Source organism: Bacillus sp. F2HM, assembly GCF_019266135.1.
Taxonomy (GTDB): domain Bacteria; phylum Bacillota; class Bacilli; order Bacillales; family Bacillaceae; genus Bacillus; species Bacillus safensis.
In genome coordinates, this window is sequence record NZ_LRMO01000031.1 from 1 (window position 1) to 22,077 (window position 22,077).

18 protein-coding genes are annotated in these 22,077 nt (G+C 41.5%); 7 read left to right on the forward strand and 11 right to left on the reverse strand.

What is annotated here, in order from left to right:
- Positions 1-66: 66 nt before the first annotated feature.
- The gene (locus AWT60_RS17230) at positions 67-585 is read right to left on the reverse strand and encodes a type 1 glutamine amidotransferase domain-containing protein (RefSeq protein ID WP_024425275.1); all 519 of its coding nucleotides are present in this window, start codon (positions 583-585) and stop codon (positions 67-69) included.
- A gap of 253 nt (positions 586-838) precedes the next feature.
- Here AWT60_RS17230 and AWT60_RS17235 point away from each other — a divergent pair, with 253 nt between their 5' ends.
- Positions 839-5,125, forward strand: a complete 4,287-nt coding sequence (locus AWT60_RS17235) for a multifunctional 2',3'-cyclic-nucleotide 2'-phosphodiesterase/3'-nucleotidase/5'-nucleotidase (RefSeq protein WP_218677556.1) — start codon at positions 839-841, stop codon at positions 5,123-5,125.
- A 36-nt stretch (positions 5,126-5,161) separates the two neighbouring features.
- Here AWT60_RS17235 and AWT60_RS17240 read toward each other — a convergent pair whose 3' ends face one another.
- The 7 genes from AWT60_RS17240 to AWT60_RS17270 all read right to left on the reverse strand — a co-directional run bounded on the left by AWT60_RS17240 (position 5,162) and on the right by AWT60_RS17270 (position 13,716).
- Positions 5,162-5,596 (reverse strand): hypothetical protein, encoded by a 435-nt coding sequence (locus AWT60_RS17240; protein ID WP_024425853.1) that lies wholly within the window; start codon positions 5,594-5,596, stop codon positions 5,162-5,164.
- A 70-nt stretch (positions 5,597-5,666) separates the two neighbouring features.
- Positions 5,667-6,395: a trehalose operon repressor gene (gene treR / locus AWT60_RS17245; RefSeq protein WP_024425854.1), complete on the reverse strand. Its 729-nt coding sequence runs from the start codon at positions 6,393-6,395 to the stop codon at positions 5,667-5,669.
- Positions 6,396-6,414: 19 nt separating this feature from the next.
- Positions 6,415-8,115 (reverse strand): alpha,alpha-phosphotrehalase, encoded by a 1,701-nt coding sequence (gene treC, locus AWT60_RS17250; protein ID WP_218677557.1) that lies wholly within the window; start codon positions 8,113-8,115, stop codon positions 6,415-6,417.
- A 15-nt stretch (positions 8,116-8,130) separates the two neighbouring features.
- Entirely contained in the window at positions 8,131-9,567 is a 1,437-nt protein-coding gene (gene treP / locus AWT60_RS17255) for a PTS system trehalose-specific EIIBC component (protein ID WP_024425856.1), read from the reverse strand.
- Positions 9,568-9,735: 168 nt separating this feature from the next.
- Entirely contained in the window at positions 9,736-10,122 is a 387-nt protein-coding gene (locus tag AWT60_RS17260) for a DnaJ family domain-containing protein (protein WP_034283684.1), read from the reverse strand.
- Between the two features lie 179 nt (positions 10,123-10,301).
- Positions 10,302-12,026, reverse strand: coding sequence for a methyl-accepting chemotaxis protein (locus AWT60_RS17265; RefSeq protein ID WP_056767683.1), 1,725 nt, complete (start codon positions 12,024-12,026; stop codon positions 10,302-10,304).
- Positions 12,027-12,057: 31 nt separating this feature from the next.
- A complete protein-coding gene (locus tag AWT60_RS17270) occupies positions 12,058-13,716 on the reverse strand; it encodes a pyridoxal phosphate-dependent decarboxylase family protein (RefSeq protein WP_218677558.1) in 1,659 nt (552 codons plus the stop codon).
- Positions 13,717-14,295: 579 nt separating this feature from the next.
- Between AWT60_RS17270 and ltaS the strand changes: the two genes are divergently transcribed.
- Positions 14,296-16,278, forward strand: coding sequence for a lipoteichoic acid synthase (gene ltaS / locus AWT60_RS17275; protein WP_056767679.1), 1,983 nt, complete (start codon positions 14,296-14,298; stop codon positions 16,276-16,278).
- 98 nt (positions 16,279-16,376) lie between these two features.
- A complete protein-coding gene (locus AWT60_RS17280; protein ID WP_218677559.1) occupies positions 16,377-16,955 on the forward strand; it encodes a YjgB family protein in 579 nt (192 codons plus the stop codon).
- A 44-nt stretch (positions 16,956-16,999) separates the two neighbouring features.
- Here the strand turns inward: AWT60_RS17280 and AWT60_RS17285 are convergent, their stop codons facing one another.
- Entirely contained in the window at positions 17,000-17,503 is a 504-nt protein-coding gene (locus tag AWT60_RS17285; protein ID WP_024426621.1) for a DoxX family protein, read from the reverse strand.
- Positions 17,504-17,698: 195 nt separating this feature from the next.
- Between AWT60_RS17285 and AWT60_RS17290 the strand changes: the two genes are divergently transcribed.
- Positions 17,699-18,457 carry a DUF817 domain-containing protein gene (locus AWT60_RS17290; protein WP_041106285.1) on the forward strand — a complete coding sequence of 253 codons (759 nt, stop codon included), beginning with the start codon at positions 17,699-17,701 and terminating at the stop codon, positions 18,455-18,457.
- Positions 18,458-18,475: 18 nt separating this feature from the next.
- Here the strand turns inward: AWT60_RS17290 and nagE are convergent, their stop codons facing one another.
- Complete coding sequence (gene nagE, locus AWT60_RS17295; RefSeq protein ID WP_218677560.1) at positions 18,476-19,843, reverse strand: N-acetylglucosamine-specific PTS transporter subunit IIBC; 1,368 nt, start codon at positions 19,841-19,843, stop codon at positions 18,476-18,478.
- Positions 19,844-20,030: 187 nt separating this feature from the next.
- Between nagE and map the strand changes: the two genes are divergently transcribed.
- The 3 genes from map (at position 20,031) to AWT60_RS17310 (ending at position 21,336) form a co-directional block, all read left to right on the forward strand.
- Positions 20,031-20,780: a type I methionyl aminopeptidase gene (gene map, locus AWT60_RS17300; protein WP_024424611.1), complete on the forward strand. Its 750-nt coding sequence runs from the start codon at positions 20,031-20,033 to the stop codon at positions 20,778-20,780.
- Between the two features lie 122 nt (positions 20,781-20,902).
- Positions 20,903-21,064, forward strand: a complete 162-nt coding sequence (locus AWT60_RS17305; RefSeq protein ID WP_087976421.1) for a hypothetical protein — start codon at positions 20,903-20,905, stop codon at positions 21,062-21,064.
- Between the two features lie 134 nt (positions 21,065-21,198).
- On the forward strand, positions 21,199-21,336 hold the full coding sequence (locus tag AWT60_RS17310) for a YflJ family protein (RefSeq protein WP_064497716.1): 138 nt from the start codon (positions 21,199-21,201) through the stop codon (positions 21,334-21,336).
- 70 nt (positions 21,337-21,406) lie between these two features.
- Here the strand turns inward: AWT60_RS17310 and AWT60_RS17315 are convergent, their stop codons facing one another.
- Positions 21,407-22,057, reverse strand: coding sequence for an MOSC domain-containing protein (locus tag AWT60_RS17315; RefSeq protein ID WP_056767670.1), 651 nt, complete (start codon positions 22,055-22,057; stop codon positions 21,407-21,409).
- Positions 22,058-22,077: the final 20 nt, after the last annotated feature.

Below are 22,077 nucleotides of genomic sequence, written 5' to 3' on the forward strand. Positions count from 1 at the left end.
GGGTTTGTCTACGGTCTGAGCCAGCACCCCGCAAAGTGCTGGCTTTGTTTATCCTGTCAAAACTGCTTATTTTGCGAGCAGTTTTAATGATTCACGGTTAAATGCTGGAATGTCATCAGGTGTACGGCTTGTCACAAGCTGATCCTGACAAACAACAACTTCTTCATCTTTGAATTTTGCGCCTGCGTTTTCCATATCTACTTGAATGGATGTATAGCCAGTCGCGCCTCTGCCTTCCAGCGTCTTCGCTGTAATGAGCAACTGTGGTCCGTGACAGATCGCAAATACTGGTTTTTTCTCGTCCATAAATGCTCTTGTAAATTGGACATAGCGATCATCTGCACGCAGAATGTCTGGTGAGAACCCGCCAGGAATCAGAAGTGCATCGAAGTCTTCAGGCTTCACGTTATCAATGGACGCATCCACTCTCACTTCTGCTTCTCCTTGCTTCCCTTTCACTGTTTTTCCTTTTTCGTTTTCAATCACTGTGATCTCATGGCCTGCATCTTTAAAGGCTTTTGCAGGCTCGGTGAATTCAACATCCTCAAAGTAATCTGTTAATACAACTGCAATTTTCTTACCCATGTAGAAACCCTCCTGCTTGATTATCGTTACACTACACACTATACCCGGGTACATTGAAATCAAACATCCTATCCCGATCAGAAAACCCCTTATGATGAAAATAAGCATTTAGACTTATTTATATCCTCTCAACAAGGCAATTCGTATGATTTATGTTATCTTTACAATAATCTGCAAAAAATAACTACAAAAGTTAACGAAACATTTCTACAATAGGTATTGTGGTCAAAAAAATTAGAAAGGCGGAGATCAGGTGAAGAAGCAAGCACATAGGTCTAAACGAAGGAAAAACCTGTCTATTCTGCTCACTTCCATTATGATGATTAGTCTCATTCTCCCAGCAGTACCTACTCATGCAGCAATAGAAAACGGCGATGCCGTAAAAGTCAGCATCTTAGCCACAACGGATGTACATGCGAACATGATGAATTACGATTATTACAGCGACAAAGAAACAAATGAATTTGGTTTGGCAAAAACAGCCGAGCTGATTGAAAAGCACCGTTCACAAAATCCAAATACCCTCCTTGTTGATAACGGAGACCTGATTCAAGGGACCCCTCTTGGAGAATACGTTTACAAAAATGAAAAAGACAGTATTATCAATCAAACAAAGGTTCACCCCATTATTCATACACTCAACAAACTAAAGTACGATGCAGGAACACTTGGCAATCATGAATTTAACTACGGATTATCATTTCTTGATGGTACCATTGCCGGCGCTAACTTCCCGATTGTCAATGCGAACGTCAAAAAGCTAAATGGAGAACACCGTTTTACGCCTTATGTGATCCAAGATAAAACCTTTAAAGATGCAAACGGAGCTTCACAAACTGTGAAAGTCGGTTACATAGGATTCGTTCCACCGCAAATCATGACGTGGGATAAGAAGCATTTAGATGGACAAGTTCAAGTGCAGGATATCGTCGAATCTGCCAATGAAACCATTCCTGAAATGAAGGAAAAAGGCGCAGATATCATCGTCGCTCTTGCCCATACAGGAATTGAAAAAACCGCTTCGCCTAAAGGATCAGAAAATATGATCTTTGACCTTGCCACAAAAACGAAAGACATCGATGCGATCGTGTCCGGCCACCAGCACGGCACATTCCCAAGCGCTGAATATAGCGGCGTCGACAAATTCGATGTCTCAAAAGGAACGATCAACGGCATTCCAGTCGTCATGTCAAAAAACTGGGGAAGCTACCTCGGAGTCATTGATTTAACATTAGAGCCTGACGGCAGCAAATGGAAGGTCACAAACGGAACAGGAAAGATTGAATCAGTTGCAGGAGTCACCTCTCAAAACAGCACTGTGAAAGATGCCATTCAAACAACGCATCAAAACACACTTGATTATGTGAGAAAACCTGTCGGTAAAACAGAAGCAGACATTAACAGCTTTTTTGCTCAAGTGATGGATGACCCTTCTATTCAAATTGTGACAGATGCACAAAAATGGTATGCACAAGAAAAAATGAAGGACACGTCATACAAAAACTTACCGATTTTATCTGCAGGCGCCCCGTTTAAAGCCGGCGGCCGAAACGGTGTAAATTATTATACAAATATCGCAAAAGGTGATTTAGCAATTAAAAACATCGGCGATCTCTACCTTTACGATAACACCGTGCAGATTGTCAAACTGAAAGGCAATGAAGTGAAAGACTGGCTTGAGATGTCTGCCGGACAGTTTAATCAGATCAAACCAAACAATTCAAATGAACAGCCTATTTTAAACGAAGAATACCGCTCGTATAACTTTGATGTGATCGATGGTGTCACCTATCAAGTCGATGTGACGCAGCCTGCTAAGTACAGCACAACAGGCACTCTTGTTAATGCGAATGCAAACCGCATCAAAAACCTGTCCTACAATGGGAAACCAGTCTCTGACAATCAAGAATTTTTAGTCGTAACGAACAACTATCGAGCTTCTGGCGGCGGGGGCTTCCCGCATCTGACGCAAGATAAAGTGGTGCTTGCCTCAGCTGATGAGAACCGCCAAGTGCTGATGGATTATATTATCGAACAAAAAACCATCAATCCAAGTGCGGATCAAAACTGGTCCATTGCACCAGTCAAGGGCGCAACAGTCACATTCGAATCTTCTCTTTTGGCTAAGCCGTTTGCTAAAAAATCAAGCAGCGTAGACTTTGTTCGTAACGCCAGCACAGATGGTCTTGGCGTGTACAAGCTAGCCTTTAAAGAGGATGGCACAACAGAACCGCCTGCATCAGACAACTGGAACTTAACGGTGATGCATACAAACGATACACACGCACACCTTGATGATGCGGCAAGACGTGCAACAAAGATTAAAGAAGTTCGATCCGAAAGCAAGAACAACATTTTATTAGATGCTGGAGATGTCTTCTCTGGTGACCTATATTTCACAAAATGGCAAGGACTTGCCGACCTAAAACTCATGAACTTAATGAAATATGATGCCATGACGTTTGGTAATCATGAATTTGACAAAGGTCCTTCTGTTCTTCGTCAATTCCTGACAGGTGATGCATCAGATGTAGATGCGAAAAACCGTCATCAATTTGAAAAGCCTGCATTCCCGATTGTGTCATCAAACGTTGATGTCTCTAAGGAAAAACAATTGAGCGGCTTAGTGAAAAAGCCAGCGACATTTAAAGCTGGTGAGAAAAAAGAAGCTGGGATTTACCCATACATCCTGCTTGATGTAAACGGTGAAAAAGTGGCTGTATTCGGCTTAACCACTGAAGACACGGCCATTACATCCAGCAGCGGTCCTAACATTCAATTCAAGGATGCATACAAGAAAGCAAAAGAAACAGTCAACACGATTCAAACAAAAGAAAAAATCAACAAAATCATTGCTTTAACACACATTGGCTATAACCGTGACCTTGAGCTTGCTCAAAAAGTAGACGGTATTGATTTAATCATTGGCGGTCACACGCACACCCTTGTTGAAAAATTAAAGGTCGTCAATAAGAAAGAACCAACGATTGTCGCCCAGGTAAAAGACTACGGACAATTCTTAGGAAAAGTAGACGTGGCCTTTAATCAAAAAGGAGTCGTACAGCCAAAGGCATCTTCTTTTGACCTCATCACCATCGATGACTCTGTCAAAGAAGATGCCGATGCAAAAGCGATCCTCGATCAGTACAAGGCAGATATTCAAGATTTAAAAACGGAAAAAGTCGGGTCTACCGATGTCCTCTTAAATGGACAACGCGAGCATGTCCGTGCGAAGGAAACGAACCTTGGGAACTTTATTGCTGACGGCATGCTGAAGAAAGCACAAGAATCTGCTGGTGCTGATCTTGCCATCACAAACGGCGGCGGTATTCGAGGCAGCATTGAAAAAGGAGATATCACTTTAGGTGACATTTTAACGGTCATGCCATTTGGAAACACACTATATGTCGCAGATCTAAAAGGCAGCCAAATTAAGAAAGCACTCGAACAAGGACTTTCAGGCATTGAGGAAGGCGGCGGCGCATTCCCTCATGTAGCCGGCATTGAATATACGTTTACACTGAGTAAACCAGCTGGCAGCAGACTCATTGATGTCAAACTGAAAGACGAAAACGGCAAACTAACAGACATTGATGATAAGAAAACATACCGCGTGGCGACAAACGCATTTGTCGGCACAGGCGGCGATGGCTACAGCGTCTTTACAGAAGCCTCTCACGGCGAAGACTTAGGCTATGTTGACTATGAAATCTTCAAAGAGCAAATTGAACAGGCAGACGGCGCGCATATTTCTCCTGTCATCGATCACAGGGTGAAAGAAGTGTTCCTTCCGCGTGCGAAAGGAAAAGGCGCCTATGACATTCAAGATGATGAGAAATTCCAAACGTATGTGCAGCATACAAACAAAGCATTGCTCTATTTAGACAAAGCGAGCGAAGCGAAAAACGTTCAATTGTCTCTATCAAAAGCGCAGGTAGCCGAGCTGAAGAAAAGAGAGCAAGATCCAAACGTCACCATCTATCATGACAAAGTGGGACTCGCATTACCGTTCTCCAACTTATCCGAGAAAAGCGCAGATATATGGATGAAAAAGACGAATAAGGTGAAAAATGCATTAACGGATACGTATGATTTCCAAATCAAACAAGATCAGAAAAAGGTTTCTACCTTTAAAGATCCTGTCACACTATCCTTTACATTAGATGAGCCTCAAAAGGCGAAGAAACCTGGTGTATATTATGTAGACCGCAAGAAAAACCGTTATGCCAAAACAAGTAACGGAGCGTTCGAAAATGGGGTCGTATCAGGTCAAACTGAACACTTCAGCGAATATACCGTACTCAACCAAAGCGGGGCAGCTGGAACAACGCCAGATCAAACTGGCGGAGACGGCGGTACATCAGCGCCAGGCGGAGGTACAGATCCAAACCAAGATGGAACCAGACTCCCAGGCGGCACACTGCCAAATACAGCAACGATGATGTATACAGCTGTATTGATTGGCGTACTCATGCTTGCCTCAGGCGGTATCCTATATTACTACCAGCGCAAGCGTACAAGAAATAATGTATCATCCTAAAAAAAGGACAGAGCCTAGGCTCTGTCTTTTCTCATCTCAATCTTGGGATAAATAAATCCAATTGCGTTTATCAAATTGTTTCACATCATCTGATCCTATATGACGCAGCATTCTATTGAAGAATGTGATGTCATCTTCATCATCGACGGCATATAAATCCTCTTGAACATAATCTCTCGTAATAAAATTCGTTAAATTCGTATTATTTACAAATTCAGCAAAATACGATTGAACAAGAGTTAAATCCTCTTCACTTAACTTTTCATCATTAATAATTGAAATATGAAACACATTCAAAATCGCCTGTATATCTTCTTCATCCATATAACATAATGGATCTAGTTTTCGATCTTCTTCCGTAAACGGTTTTCGAGTATCTTCAATAATCACGTAACATAATATTCGATGATCTTTCATCACGCTAAAAATTTCTAAATCCCGTAATTTTAGTGGTCGATTCAGTCTAATCATTTTTCCTCCTATAAATCATGATCTTGTCGTTGTATATCCCCGCTTCTCCAAAACCTGAAAAGGACAGAGCCTATGCTCTGTCCGTTTTTTCTCTTCTAGCAAAATCGACGAATCTGAAGCGGTCTAATCGGTGACGGCTTTCTGTGTATTGAAATAGACTCGTATCCTCTAAGAACACATAATTCTTTACCACAACGACATGGTCAAATCCCTTCAAATCAAGGTACTTGGCATCCTCTTCTGTACATGGCTCTACCACAAATTCCTTTTGAGCATAGCTGATCGATACACCGAGTTCTCCCTCAATATACTCGTAGATTGATCCTTCGCATATGTCTTTAGACAATACTTCGACATGCTTTTGCAAGAAGTAGTCCTTGTCTAAAATCACTTCTTCTCCGCTAATATTACGAGATCGAATGACTTTCCAGACGTCTGTCTGTTCATCAATTTTCAGCTGAGACTGAATATACTGATCCGGTTTAATTAAGCCAAATTCATGAACCGTTGTGACTGTCTTTCGGCCAAGCGTTTGGGAAAGCTCTTTAAAGCTGACAAGACCTGATACAGGGAACTGCATTTTCTCCCGATTCAGTAATACAGAGCCTTTCCCGCGGATTTTTTGAATATAGCCATTTTGCACAAGAATATTTAATGCCTTTCTCACCGTCTCCCGGGACGTGTCGTACATGATAGAAAGTTCATGCTCTGATGGGAGGATGCCTTTATCCTGCCATTCACCTTGCTCAATTCGTCTTGCGAGCTGATCATAAATCACTCGAAACTTATTCTCTTTCATTTTCCCTCCGCCCCATTTTCTAGCGTTTGGTTAAATGATAAACGATTGACTCATATGGGCGCAACGTAAATCCCTTGATATGTGCCGGCACATCCTCATAATTGGATAACAGGACTTGCCCCTCCATCTCATCTACAGCCTGCACAAGCTCATCAGGAAGCGTGAAGTCCGCCTCCCCTGGATAAAAGTGATTGATCACGAGGAGCTTCTCATCCTTGCTTTCTCTAACATAAGCAAACACCTTTGGATCTTCTGCTAAAAGTAAGGAGAAGCTGCCATATGTGATCACATCAAGTTCTTTACGCAGTCTGCAAAGGGCTTGGTAATGATAGAAAATGGACGTCCGGTCTTTTAACGCAGCTTGGACCGAAATGTCGTTATGGGCTGGCTCAATCCAAGGTGTTCCTGTTGAGAAACCTGCATTCTTCTCTGAGGTCCACTGCATTGGTGTTCTCGCATTATCTCTTGACTTGACCTGTAAAATGGCGAGTGCTTCTTCCTTTGATTTTCCCTTTTCAAGCATGACTTCGTACATATTAAGTGATTCGATATCACGGTAAGACGAAATGTCCTCAAAGCGGGGATTCTTCATGCCAATTTCCTCACCTTGATAAATATAAGGAGTCCCCTGCATCAGATGAATCGTGGTCGCCAGCATCTTCGCTGATTGCTGATGATACGTGTCATCATCACCATACCTTGAAACGATCCGCGGCTGATCATGATTGCACCAGAACAGCGCATTCCAGCCGCCGCCCTCATGCATTTTCGTCTGCCATTCAGACAGAATCGACTTCAATTCTTGAAAATCAAATGGTGCGATCGCCCACTTTTCGCCGTTTGGATAATCCACCTTTAAATGATGGAAGTTAAACGTCATATCCAGCTCCTGCCGATCAGGTCTTGTATACCGAATACAGTCTGCGATATTCGTTGAAGACATTTCTCCAACTGTCATGCTATCGTATTTCGAAAAAACCTCCTGGTTCATTTCATGCAGAAATTCATGAATTCTCGGCCCGTCCGTATAGTACATGCGGCCGTCGCCTTGCACAGATTGTCCGGCGTCATCTAAGAAGCGCTGATCCTTTGAGATGTTGTTGATGACATCCAGCCTGAACCCATCAATTCCTTTTTCAAACCAAAAGTGCATGATGTCATATACTTTCCTGCGCACCTCATCCTTCTCCCAATTGAGATCTGCCTGAGTGACATCATATAAATGGAGATAATAATCTCCTGTTACTTCATCTAGCTCCCAGGCTGGACCGCCAAATTTCGACTGCCAATCATTCGGCGGAGATCCGTCCGCTTTTGGCTCCTTCCAAATATAATAATCTCGGTAAGGGTTATCCTTTGACTCACGCGAGGCTTGAAACCACTCATGGAAAATGGATGTATGGTTAACGGCTAGATCCATGATGACCCGTATTCCTCTCTCATGCGCTTCCTTCAGCATGTGTTCAAAATCTGTCATTGTGCCGTACATGTCATGGATTTTTGTATAATTACTAATATCATAGCCGTTGTCATGCTGCGGGGACTCATACATTGGCGTGAGCCAAATACAATCCGCCCCAAGCTCTTTGATGTAATCAAGCTTTTTCGTCACGCCATTGATATCACCTGTACCAGAGCCCGTTGTATCTAAAAAGCTCTTCGGATAAATTTGATAGACCACCGCTTTTTTCCACCATGGTTCATTTGATTGCTGATTCAATTTCCTTCACCACCACTAGTTAAGTTCTTCTGAAAAATCCTTCTTCTTTTTTAGTTTTGCATATAAAAGAGTACCGATGAATGGGAGGATGAGTACAATCACCATTCCAATTGCAAATGCCCCCCAATATTTCGGGATAATGGAGAAAATTCCTGGAATGCCTCCAACACCAACTGAGCTTGCCAGCACCCCTTGAGAGGCGATAAACATACCGGCTAATCCTGAGCTGATCAGTGCAAAAATAAATGGGAATCGATAACGCAGGTTGACCCCAAACATGGCCGGTTCGGTAATTCCTAAATAAGCAGAAATACTTGATGTCAGCGAAAGTCCTTTTTGCTTTTCATCTTTTAAGACAAACATCATTGCCAGTGCAGCTGATCCCTGTGCGATATTGGACAGTGCAAGCATTGGCCATAGGAACGTGCCATGCAGCTTTGAGTTAATCAATTGAATATCAACAGCGAGGAACGTATGGTGCATTCCTGTAATGACTAATGCTGCATACAGACCGCCGTATAATAGACCGCCAAGTGCTGCGAATTGCTGGAATACGGCTACAAGTCCAGATGTTAAAACATTACCGATTGCAAAGGTAACAGGTCCAATGACGATAAATGATAAAAATCCAATGACTAATAACGTAATCGGTGCAACAACTAACAACTGAATACTTTCAGGTGTCCGTTTTGTAATAAATAATTCGAGCTTTGCAAGTAAATAAGAGGCAACGAGTATCGGAAGAACCTGTCCTTGATAGCCTACTTTCTGCACTTCAAGTCCAAATAAGTTCCAAACAGGAATGTCACCGGTCTTTTCAGCCGCACCATAGCCCCATGCGTTTAACAAGTCCGGGTGTACGAGCATCAGACCAAGGACCATCCCTAAAAGCGGATTCCCCCCAAACCGCTTCACAGCTGACCAGCCAATTAATGCTGGCAGAAATGTAAAGGCAGTGCCTGCAATTAAGTTGATCATATTCGCTAAGTCAGCCCATGCCGGATACACATCCACAATCGATTTTTGATCGAAGAAAATATCAGGAGCTGTTAAAATATTATTAATCCCCATTAATAAACCGGCTGTGACGATGGCAGGAAGAATCGGTATAAAGATATCCGCAAGCGTTTTCACAGCACGCTGCAATGGATTTAATTTTTGATCAGAGGCACGCTTTACGTCCTCTTTTGTGGCTTCCCCAATCCCCGTCCTTTTGACCATTTCGGCATATACTCGATTGACGGCCCCTTGGCCGATAACAACTTGGTATTGACCGTTCGCTGAGAAAGATCCCTTCACTTCATCAATTTGTTCAAGTGCTTTCTCATCCACCTTGCCTTCATCTTTCAGCACAAAGCGCAGTCTTGTTACACAATGTGTCGCTTGATCAATATTTTCTTTGCCGCCGATGGCTTTCACAATCTGATCTGCTGCTGCCTGATAATCAGCCATACTATCCCCTCCGAGATCGTTTTTTTATATAAGAAAAAAGAACCAAAAAACTTGTATATACATGTTTGATTCTTATTTTATATTTGTATATACATGTAGTCAACAACAAAATGTAGCGCTTACATAAAAAAAGCTCCCTCAATGTGCTCAGGGAGAGGCAGCGTGTCATCATCTTTTTTTATGCTCCGTTAATTTCTCGTAGACCTTATTTTTATAAAAGGAGGAAGCTGGGCGGGCAAAAGTTTGGCGCTTAGATGTAAGTTCATCCAGACGTTTTTGTTTTTCTTCACATATGAGAGACAGCTTCTTTCTCTCCTCTCCGTCTATACTGGAGTGAAGCAGCTCTTTGACAGTCATAAGTTCTTTTTTCAGCGCTGTTTCTTCCCCAGCAAATCCGGCATTTTTCATGATGCGGTAGCCCATTCTAAGTTCTTCTGGTACATGAGCAGCATCATCTTTTGGCAGAGGTTTCCCAAAGCCAGATAATCCTTCAAAAGCCCCGTTATCCATCGCTTTTTTGATCCGTTCTTCTGATAATCTCTGCGCAAAATCCATAGCGTTTCTCCTTTCGCCGCAAGTATTTGATTAAGCATAGCAAAAAAGCTGGCTCTCTCACAAGAGCCAGCTTCAGCATCTAGACAATCCCTCGCATTCGGTGTGAGTCCTGCGCTCAGGTGCTCGTCCCTTCTTCGCTGAAAAAAGAAAAAGGGCTAAAATATTTTAGCCCTTTCTCGTTATTTATTGTCGACTTTGAAGGTAGAGACCATTTGTGCTAAGTCATCCGACATGTCAGAGAGCTGTTCAATCGCACTTGAAATTTGCTGCATACCAGCACTTTGCTGTTCTGTTGCTGCCGCCACTTCTTGAGAGCTGGCTGCATGTTCTTCCGATACAACAGAAATTTGCTCAATCGATGTAGAAATCGTTTGATATGCTTGCTCAACTTGCTTAATAGAAGCAAGCAAATTGTTCGTTCTTCTTGAAAATTGAGATACACCGTCGTAAATCAAAGCGAAATTTTGTGACGTGCCTTCCATTTGCTCACGTCCTTCTTCCACTGCTTTACTGCTTTCCTCTACACTTTCAAGAACGCGCTGACTGTTTTCCTGTGTGCCGATGACAAGGTCTGAAACGGTTTTAGCCGCATCCGCTGATTGTTCAGCTAACTTGCGCACCTCATCTGCCACAACAGCAAACCCTTTTCCTTCTTCTCCAACACGTGCCGCTTCAATTGAAGCATTCAGTGCAAGCAGATTTGTTTGGGCTGAAATGTCCGTAATAATTGAGATGACACTTTCAATCTCCGTTGAATGAGATTGTAATTCTTCTGCTGCCTGCTTTGAGTTGGTCATCTTGTCATGTAGCATATTCAGATGATCAAGCACATGGTTCACTAATTTTTGACCAGATTCTGACTGCTCTTGTACGTTAGATGAAACAGATTTCATTTCATCAACTTCTTTTGTGACGCCTTCGATTTGCGTATCGATCTCAGCAACGGATGTCGTACAATCCGTGATATTTGCGACAGAATCATTGATTCCTTCACTCATATTCGTCATGGCTTCTGATACTTGCTGCGCACTTTGACTTGATTCGGTCGTCACCGTACGAAGCTGTGAAGACATTTTCGACACTTCACTAGATGAGTTTGAGATTTTCGAAATGAGCTCTTTAATCCGTCCCTGCATCTTTTGGAAGGAAGCGGCAAGCTGGCCGATCTCATCTTTACTTTCAACCTCTACCATACCAGTTAAATCACCGTCAGCAATTCGGTTCGCTGATTCCATCAAGGAACGTGCTGGTTTTGCAATCCTTCTTCCCATGAAGTATGAGAAGAGTAATCCACCGATAAGCACAATGGCAGATGCCACTGTGATATAGATCATCAGCTTCTGCGTTGTTTGAGGCACGACAGACGCATCTAAATCAATGCCTAAAATCCCTGTCAGCTCACCACCTGAATCCTTGATTGGCAAAAAGACTGATTTATGTGTACCAAATGAATCTTTGTAAATATCACTTTTGACCATTTTATCTTCAGAAAGAGCTTGTTTCATCTCATCTGAGAATGCATAATCCTGGTCAAAATCATTGTCTTCTCCAGTTAATACGATAATTCTTTCTTTACCGCCTTTATTAGATAACACGTATAAGTTCTCAAGCGTATGATCTTTTTGAAGCTCTGTGAATTTCGTTTTGATCTCGGCATAAATAGGATCATCCTTCCCGCTAATGCTGAGCACGTTTCCATCGATGTTATCGATTTCTTTTTTGGCGGTATCAATATCTGTTGTTAATCGATAATCAAATTGCTTTAATAACTGGGATGATAAATCCTGGCTGACTAGATAAAAGGTTAGAACGAATAATGCAACGGTTGCGAGTAATGTTACGGTAACGACTGACATGATTTTAGAGGATATCGTGTATCCTCCAAATTTCCTTTGTTTCGCCATTTTTTCCTACATCTCCACTCTCAGATTTGATTTAAGCATGTACATTTTCAAATTGTCCACAAACAGATGCAATCACATCTTTTAAATAAGATACGATATGAGGGATATGCTCTGGTAACGTATAAGGTGAGATGACAAAAAACTTACTAACACTTAGATAGAATTCTTGGCCTTCTTTTGAGTTGACAAGTAAAAACTTCGTTGTATCGCCAAAGAACATCTCGTCTCTTTTCTCTCCAAGTTTTTCAAACAGCATTTTGTTCAATTCATTGTTTCGCTCAATTTCCATTGAAGTTGCTTCGCCAGAAATCTCTTCTTGAAAACGCGGTGAGCCGTCTAGGTAAATTCTAAATAATGTAGCCATTCCGACGTTGTCATCATTCACGACTTCTGCTTGCGGAATTTCCCTACTAAGTGCTTCTCTGAAGGCAAGGTTCACTTCTAAAAATTGACCGAGCAAGCGCTGATAGCCTTCAATCCCAAACGTTAAGAGCACACTTAGCATACTGATTGAGCTTCCCATTCTTGAGCATTCCAGTGTATAACCCGTATGGTATTCCCCGTAGCCTCTATGGCCAACATATGGCGTCTCTTGTTCTTCCAGGTCCAAACGCTTTAAGTCAGCAGCGTTTTTCACTAAGAATAAACTGGATGTGTAAGGTGTTTGGCCAAGCTTTTGAAAATCAAAGCACATCGAGTCTGCAAGAGAAAGATGCTGGAATTTCGCTTTGATTTCTTTTAGCATACGAAGAACACCGTCTGAGAATTGCAGCGGGTTTTCCGATACATCATACTCATTAAAGAAAGCAAAGAATCCACCCAGCGCCGAATCTGCATGAATATGCGGCACCTTCAGATCATACTTTTCAGCAATCGTTTCTGCTGTTTCACGTACCCCTTTGACATCATCAATTGCAATGGCATCTGTTGTTCCGGTTGTTGCGACAATATAAACGGGAATCCCGCCACCCTGTGCAACACGTTCCATTTGACAACGCAAATCTTCCATATCCATTGAATGATCTTTATTCGTCTTAATTCTGACCAAGTTGTCTGTGCCAAGTCCTGTTGCTTCCATTGACTTAAATAAGCTGTAATGTGCAGCATCAGAACAAAACGCATAAAGATTTTGCGGAACTCCTTTTCGCAGTGACTCGGGCGCAACTTTTGCGATCGCTAAACGAAGTCCTGAAAAAATCGCTCCTTGACCTCCCCATGTTGTGTATCCCCCGCTCATATTTGGATCATATCCGATGAGCTTAGACATCATTGAGACCACTCTGACCTCAGCTTCCGCACCTGCTGGTCCATAAACATCCCAAAGGTTATTTCCATTTACCAGCATAGCTGTCAGCATGCCTAAAATTCCTGGTGTACTTGCCATTGGCAAAATGTTCGTGAAGAAATACTTGGTGTGGTATGGATGGTTATGTAAAAGCTTCAGTAATTCTTCATTCACAAGTTCCGCTTGCTGTCCGTTCATCGGAATTTGACTTGTTTCAGTGAGCTTTTTGTAAAAGTCCTCCCCACGATTCTTTTCACCTTTAAGGTGTGCACGGTTGGGATCTTTCAGGTCATCGACCCCTGAAATGATCTGCTCCATCAATTTGATGAATTCTTTACGCTCTCCTGCATTTCCGTCCTCACTCGGAAACCAGTTCTGAACGAGGTTCTCTGCTCGTACAGTCATATACTATCAATCCTTTCAATGGAAGATTTCCTGTCACTGTCTATATCGACCCCAATTCAGAAGTTTATAGTCTCGATATGTTCACTTAAGTATATTTAGATAATTTGTTCACTTATTAAAATAAATGAAACCCTTAAAAAATACATGAAAACCATTATTTTCGTGGAACACAAAAATATATTGATATATTGTTTGGGAGGAATTTTTATCCATCGTCTTATTCCATTCCATGGCTCATTTTTTTTGTTTAATCTGCATAAACATTAATAAACAATGGAAATACTCTCTAAATGACCATTGTAGAAATCAAATTAATTCTTTAGACTTGTGTCTTTTTGCCTGTTTTATTGATATAGCAACTGGGAAATTGCTGAATTTTCTGTCAATAATAGGTCGTTTTTCATAAAAAGTTTTTCGACGGGCGAATATTTTCATTTTCTCTCCTTTTATTGCTCGGACAGGCTTGCAAAGGCTCTTCACCGGTTATGACTTTTCTATTTGTGCATTTCGTGGTATATTCTAATGGTTCGTTTTCTTTCGTTCCGCCTCTTCCGTTTAACGGAGAAAAGGAGTGTTTATATGAAAACATTTATTCAAAAAAGAGGTCTCGGCTTCTTTCTGATTGCAGCCATCTTACTATGGCTCAAAACGTATTCAGCGTATTTAATCGAATTTAAACTTGGTATATCAAATGTGCTTCAGCATATTTTGCTTTTCGTGAATCCTATTAGCTCCAGCTTGTTCTTTCTTGGCTTTGCTTTATTGTTCAAGAAAAAATGGCAGCCTGCCGCTATCATTGTGATTCACTTTTTCATGTCTTTTTTACTATACGCAAACATCGTGTACTATCGATTCTTCAATGACTTTATCACGCTGCCTACAGTGATGCAGGCAGGAACGAATGGCGGACAATTAGGTGATAGTGCATTTTCACTCATGCGTTGGACTGATGTGTTTTACTTTATTGATACAATCATTTTGATTGTACTTGCAGTCCGCATGAAAAGGCAGCAGCAAACAAGTACAGCCACTGTACCTGTTCAAAAGTCAAAATCGTTTAGACTCGTCCTTGTGTCCTCTGTTGTGATCTTTGTTTTAAACTTAGTGGCTGCAGAGATCGATCGTCCAGAGCTTTTATCAAGATCGTTCGACCGCAATTATTTAGTTAAATATTTAGGTGCTTATAACTTTACTGTGTTTGATGCCATTCAAAATGTGAAATCAAACAGCCAGCGTGCTCTGGCAAATTCAAATGACGTGACAGATGTAGAGAACTATTTAAAAGCGAACAGCGCTGATCCTAACCCTGCTTATTACGGGAAAGCGAAAGGCATGAACGTCATTACAATTTCTCTTGAATCTCTGCAAAACTTTGTCATTGATTATAAGGTGAATGGAAAAGAAGTAACGCCATTCCTTAATTCATTGGCACACGACAACAAAACGTTTTACTTTGATAATTTCTTCCATCAAACAGGACAGGGAAAAACGTCTGATGCTGAATTTATGATGGATACTGGGTTATTCCCATTATCACAGGGCTCTGTTTTTATTAACAAAGCGCAAAACACATATCAAGCACTTCCTGGTATTTTGAAGAAGGATCAATATACGTCAGCAGAATTCCATGGCAATACGAAAACCTTCTGGAACCGTAATGAAATGTTTAAATCCTTTGGATATGACAGATTTTACGATTCTGAGTACTACGATATGAACGAGCAGGATACGAAGAACTATGGACTGAAAGACAAACCGTTCTTCAAAGAGTCAATGCCAATCCTTAAAAACATGAAGCAGCCGTTTTATTCGAAATTCATTACATTATCGAACCATTTCCCATTTGGAATGGATGAAGGTGATACTGATTTCGAACCTGGTGATTTCGGTGACTCTGTCGTAGATAACTACTTCCAATCGGCTCATTATTTAGATGAAGCGATTGAACAGTTCTTCAACGATTTGAAAAAGTCAGGTCTCTATGACAACACAGTCGTCATTATGTACGGAGATCATTACGGTATTTCTGAAAATCATAATGAAGCGATGGAAAAAGTGACAGGGCAAAAAATCGGAGATTATGAAAATGCGCAGCTCATGCGTGTGCCGCTCTTTATCCATGTTCCTGGCGTAAAAGGCGGACAGATTCATAAATACTCTGGTGAAGTCGATGTCGCACCAACCCTTCTGCACCTGCTTGGCGATGATACGAAGAACTATTTAATGTCTGGTTCTGATATCTTATCGAAGAACTTTAAAGAGCTTGTGCCATTTAGAAACGGTGACTTCGTGTCTAAAGACTACACGAAAGTAGGCAATAACTATTACAGCAACAAAACAGGCGAGAAAATCGAGCCAACTGACAAGGCATCACAAGAAAATGAAACGGTGAAAAAGATGCTGGAGACATCTGATAAGATTGTCACCGAAGATTTACTCCGTTTCTACAAGCCTAAAGGCTTTACACCGATTGACCGCAACGACTATGACTATACAAAGAAAGTACAGGATGAAAAGGATTCCTCTTCCGCCAAAGATGAATCCAGCTCTTCTTCAAAATAACGTTCTCATGCTAAGAACCAGCCGATCCTTGATCAGCTGGTTCTTTTCACGTTTGATCATGATGGCACCGGGTATAGGAGAAGAAGGAGGGATTTATCATGAAGAAAACAGCAGCTTTTGTCGTGACTGCCTCACTTGCTTCGTCTGCCCTATTCGGTTTCAGCCCTGCTGTCTCAGCACACGCCATGGCCGCAGAGCAATCCGTTCCTCAAGGTCCAAAAGCCGCGCTTAACAGTATTTATAAGCTGGCACATAAAGGACAAATGCCCTACTATGCGAAGGGCCTGAAAATAGGCGTTCAAACAAAAAAAGACGTTCATCATAAGCTCGGTTATCCATATCCAGAAACAGGTCAAAGCAGCTTTGATTTGTATCATGCGGAAATGGGAAATCCCGGATTTGCTTTTCACTATGATGCAAAAGGCAAAATTGATGAAATCCGTTATTTCGGTACAAATGTAGAAAAAGAAACAAATATCGGCGGTATGACCCCTTCGTTACTAAAGAAACAGCTTGGACCAGCGGATTCAGTGAGCACCATACCGCAGACAAAAGAGAAAAAATATGTGTATCAAACCGGTGATTATGAGCTCGAATTTATCGTTGGTCATGATCCTGATATCAGCCAGCATGAACTCACCGTGCTGCATATCAACTTGATAAAAGCCAATTCTTAAATAAAAAAGCATCCTGAGCGTTTACTCAGGATGCTTTTCTTTTATTATGATGCCACTTCTAACTGCGGCTTTCTTTTCAGTTTTCGTTTGAGGACTGGACCTGCTACATAATCAAGACCAAGTTTTCCGGCATTTCCTTTCGCTGCCATGATGAAGACTGCGATCAGAAGAAGCAGCGGGTTCACAGAGACGGTTCCAGCTAGTAAGAAAGAGACATTCATCACGCTTCCAAAAAAGGCTGCCGTTGTTGTAAATAATCCAACAATTAATCCTAGTCCTACTAAGATTTCTCCCCACATGACCATGGCACTGAATAGTCCGGCATTTGGCAAAGCGACATTTTCTAAAAACCATACATAGAACGGATACACAAGATGACCATCTTTGACGACAGGTTCAGATATCGCAAATTGCAAATAGCCTGATGCATCAAATCCACCTGTTAGTTTTCCAATACCAGATGTCAGCCAAGTCCATCCGATATAAAGTCTTGCTGCCAAAAGGATAACGGCTGCCCATACATTCGTTTGTAAGAATTTTGTAAACATGATGATGCCTCCTTTTAAATTATGTGAAGTATTTCACATTTTCTTTATGATCTTATTATACTATTCTATATCTAATTTGTGATCTTTTTCACATACATATTCACAAATTGTTCATGAATATCTAGTTGAGGTAAACTTTTCCCTTGCTAAAACCGTCTAAGTCATTTCAGACAGTAAAAAGGGGTTTAATTTTGTATGAAAACACTATTTCATTTTGCTTATTTACAGGCCATCTCATGTCTATTCCCCGTCATGATCTTTGCGGCGCTTGCCCTATCAAAGACGGTGTCTATTCCTTTTCTTCACCGGTATGATTTCATTCTACTGCTTTGCATCGCAGCTCAGATCCTGATGCTGACGCTGCGGCTGGAGACTTGGGCGGAGCTAAAGGTCATTTGTCTATTTCATCTCATAGGAATCTGTTTAGAAGTGTATAAAGTACATATGGGCTCTTGGTCCTATCCAGAAGAAGCTTATACAAAAATATTTGGGGTTCCACTTTATAGCGGCTTTATGTATGCAAGTGTGGCTAGTTATATTTATCAGGCATTTTCACGGCTTCATGTAAAAGTGGCCGACTGGCCTCATCCATTTCTTTCAATTGGCATCAGTTTGTGCATTTATCTCAATTTCTTTACGCATCACTGGCTCTATGATGTCAGGTGGTGGCTGACATGTCTGCTTGTTGTTGTGTTTCGGAAAACGTCGGTTTCGTTTCAGGTTGGTCCATCTTCCTTTCGAATGCCGCTTGTTGTTTCATTTCTCCTGATTGGCTTTTTTATTTGGATTGCCGAAAATGTCACCACCTTTTTAGGCGCATGGCAATATCCAAATCAGCAGCATGCTTGGTCCATTGTTCATCTAGGGAAAATTAGCTCATGGTTCTTACTCGTTGTGATCAGTATTGTGCTAGTGATCGAACAGCGTAAACAAAAAAACGTTCAGCCCATTTGACCTGGCTGAACGCTTTTTTTAATCTCGATCGACTTCCTTACGGAGATCATCTGCGACAAATTCTACATTCGTTCCAATAATAATTTGTACGGATGTTTTTCCAGAAGTCAGTACCCCTTTGGCACCTGCTTTTTTCAATGTAGCTTCATTTAATAAATTAGTATCCTCTACTGTTAAGCGAAGACGTGTGGCACAATGATCAATCGTGGTGATATTGTCTTTGCCGCCAAGCCCCTCTACGAGCATACTCGCTCCTCCTGCCGTCACCGCATCATCCGCTGCGATATCTTCCATGTCATCATCTTCCCTGCCTGGTGTTTTCAGCTTTAATAGTTTAATGAGGAAATAGAAAACGACAAAGTACACGACGCCATAAATGATTCCTACTACAAGAAGCAAGATCGGTTTTTGCGCAATACCGAAGCTTAAGACGTAATCAATCGCACCTGCTGAAAAGGCAAAGCCGCTATGAATCCCAAGAGTGTTCACAATAAAAAGCGAAAGCCCCGTCAAAATAGCATGGACACCATATAAAAGTGGTGATAAAAACATAAAAGAAAATTCAATTGGTTCAGTGATCCCTGTTATAAATGATGTAAGTGCCATCCCAATCATCAGACCAGCTGTTGCTTTTCGTTTCTCAGGTTTTGCAGTTACAACCATGGCTAGACATGCCGCTGGCAGACCAAACATCATCACTGGGAAGAATCCGGTCATAAAGACACCCGCGCTTGGATCTCCTTTAAAGAATCGCGCTAAATCCCCTGTTGCCCCGCTGAATTCACCGAATTGAAACCAAAATAAGTTATTCAAGACATGGTGAAGTCCTAATGGAATGAGCAATCGGTTAAAGAAACCAAACAGCCCTGCACCTGTTGCACCTAGACTTAAAATCCATTCTCCTAAATCATTGATTACACTTTGAATCGGCGGCCATACATAACCGAAAACGGCTGCTAATAGAATGGTGAAAAGTGCGGTCATAATAGGCACAAGCCGCCTTCCGCTAAAGAAACCTAAGTATTCCGGCAGTTTCGTATCCTTAAATTTATTGTAAACATAACCTGCCAAAAGCCCGCATAAAATACCGCCCAATACCCCCATATTGTTGGTTGAGTTAATCGACGTTGTACCGGCTGACAAAATAAAATAAGAGATCGCTCCTGATAATGCCGCTGCCCCGTTCCCATCCTTTGAAATACCAATCGCTACACCCATTGCAAAAATTAAAGCCAAGTTCGCAAAAATTGCATTCCCTGCCGCATGAATAAACGGGATATTGAATACATCCTCCCGCCCAATGGCCAAAATAATCCCTGCTGCTGGAAGTACAGCGATTGGAAGCATAAATGATTTTCCTAGCTTTTGAAAAAACTGAAACACCATCTGATTTCCCCCCTTTGTCATCATCATGACCAAATCATTCATGATGTTCATAAAAAATATATCATATGCACGTCTAGTTATCTATACCAATTTGTCCACATTCATTTGAATTCCGCTCTTTACTCTTTTTGCGTAAATTGTGGTAAGCTATTGAATAGAATGAAGATATAGAAAGCGGGAATGAACAGTGATTGTCAAACATGATCATGAGTTAGAAGCCTTAAAAAAAGTCGGCCGAATTGTCGCTTTGGCAAGAGAAGAAATGAAAAGCCAAGCGAAACCAGGCATGTCTACAAAAGAATTAGATTTGATTGGGAAAAAAATATTAGAAGAACATGGGGCCAATTCAGCACCTGAAAAGGAATATGACTTCCCTGGTACCACTTGTATCAGCGTGAACGATGAAGTTGCACACGGTATCCCTAGTGAAAAAACCATTTTACAAGAGGGCGACCTTGTGAACATTGATATCTCAGCAGAACTGGACGGCTATTATTCCGATACAGGCATTTCATTTGTTTTAGGTACAGGTGATGCTCGTCTTGAAGCATTATGTAAGTGTGCGGAGGATGCGTTCCTTGAAGGATTAAAGCATGCAAAAGCCGGTAAAAGACAAAACCAAATTGGCCGTGCGGTCTACAATACAGCGAAAGAACAAGGATTTACCGTCATTAAAAACCTGACAGGACACGGCATTGGGAAGAATCTGCATGAAGCACCTAACCATATCTTGAACTACTATGATCCATTCGATAATGCTTTGTTTAAAAATGGCACAGTCATTGCCTTTGAACCTTTCATTTCAACAAATGCTGAATCGATTTATCAGGCTGATGATGGCTGGACATTTAAAACACCAGATAAAAGTCTAGTCGCACAGATTGAACATACGATTGTGATCACTAAAGACGAACCGATTATTTTAACAAAGCTGTAAGCAGCGGGTCCCCTCCTTCACTGGAGGGGATTTTTTCATGCCCGTTTCACGAATCTGTCACGACTAAACAAAAAAGCCTGTGGTAAAATAGGCAAAGATATGCGAAAGGGGTCTTATTTGATATGTGGTTCATCATCATAGGTGTTATCTTTTTCATCGAAAGTATTATCTTAACGGTTGTAGGGATTAAGAAAAAACAATCCATGATGACCTATCTGGGTGTTATCATCATGATTATGACGGTCGGCATGATCCTCGTTACCCTCAACCCGCCAAATTCATAAATCAATATTTCCAGCATATACATGGATCATAGGCAGATAGAATCAGTTTTCATTTCTTGACACCTGCACGCTTTTCACGTTCTTTTTTGAGATGTTACAATGCAGGCAGTTTCAATTGAAAGGAGTTTTCTATCATGCATTATGGTAGCAAAGGCTGGTATGTCGAAGAATTAAAGAAGCTTGGTGTGACCAAGCATGAAGGAAGAAAGCTTCAAAGCTTAAAAACATATTTCCTTGCAAATCTTCTTGAGCAAAAGAAACGCAGCTCATAAGCGCTGAAAAGCCGTACGCAGCTCATAAGCGCTGAAAAGCCGTACATCTTAAGCTGATGTACGGCTTTTTTTAAATGTGCTGAATTCGTTTTTCTAAAGACTTCCTGACCACATCTGCTAAGGCATCTACTTCAAGAACGGCTTTCAGTCTCTCTGGACTTGTTTGACGATATTTGACTTCATTGACTTCATGGACCGTAATCTGATGGGACGCTTTTTCTACTAGTACAAGCGCAGCATCAGGCGGCACCATGCCTTCTTTCAGTACACGTAAATAAAAGCCTGTATACCCTGTTTTCTGCACTTCCTTTACAAGCTTCATGTTGCCATGCTTAAAAGACAATTTCACACAAGGCTGTCTTGGCTGGCTCACCTCAACAAATGCATCTCCAAGCTGAAACACATCGCCAATATGCACATTCGTTTCGACTAGCTGGCGTACTGTTACATTCTCGCCAAAGGCAGCTTCCTGTAATGGAACCCCTAGAAATTGTTCAAAGTGAGCATAATGATCATACGGAAAGACGCAGACGGCTTTATCATAACCCCCATGATGAACCAAATCCCCCTGACCATCTCCTTCAAAATTGACCTGACTTAAATACACAGGCTCATGAATGCGCCTTTTGTTGATGGCTGTTTTGATTTCTTTTCCATTCGCATAGGTGATGATAGGTTGTCCCACTTGGATTCCTTCTATGTCGTATCTCTTTTGTTCCACGATGGACATCTCCTTTGGTT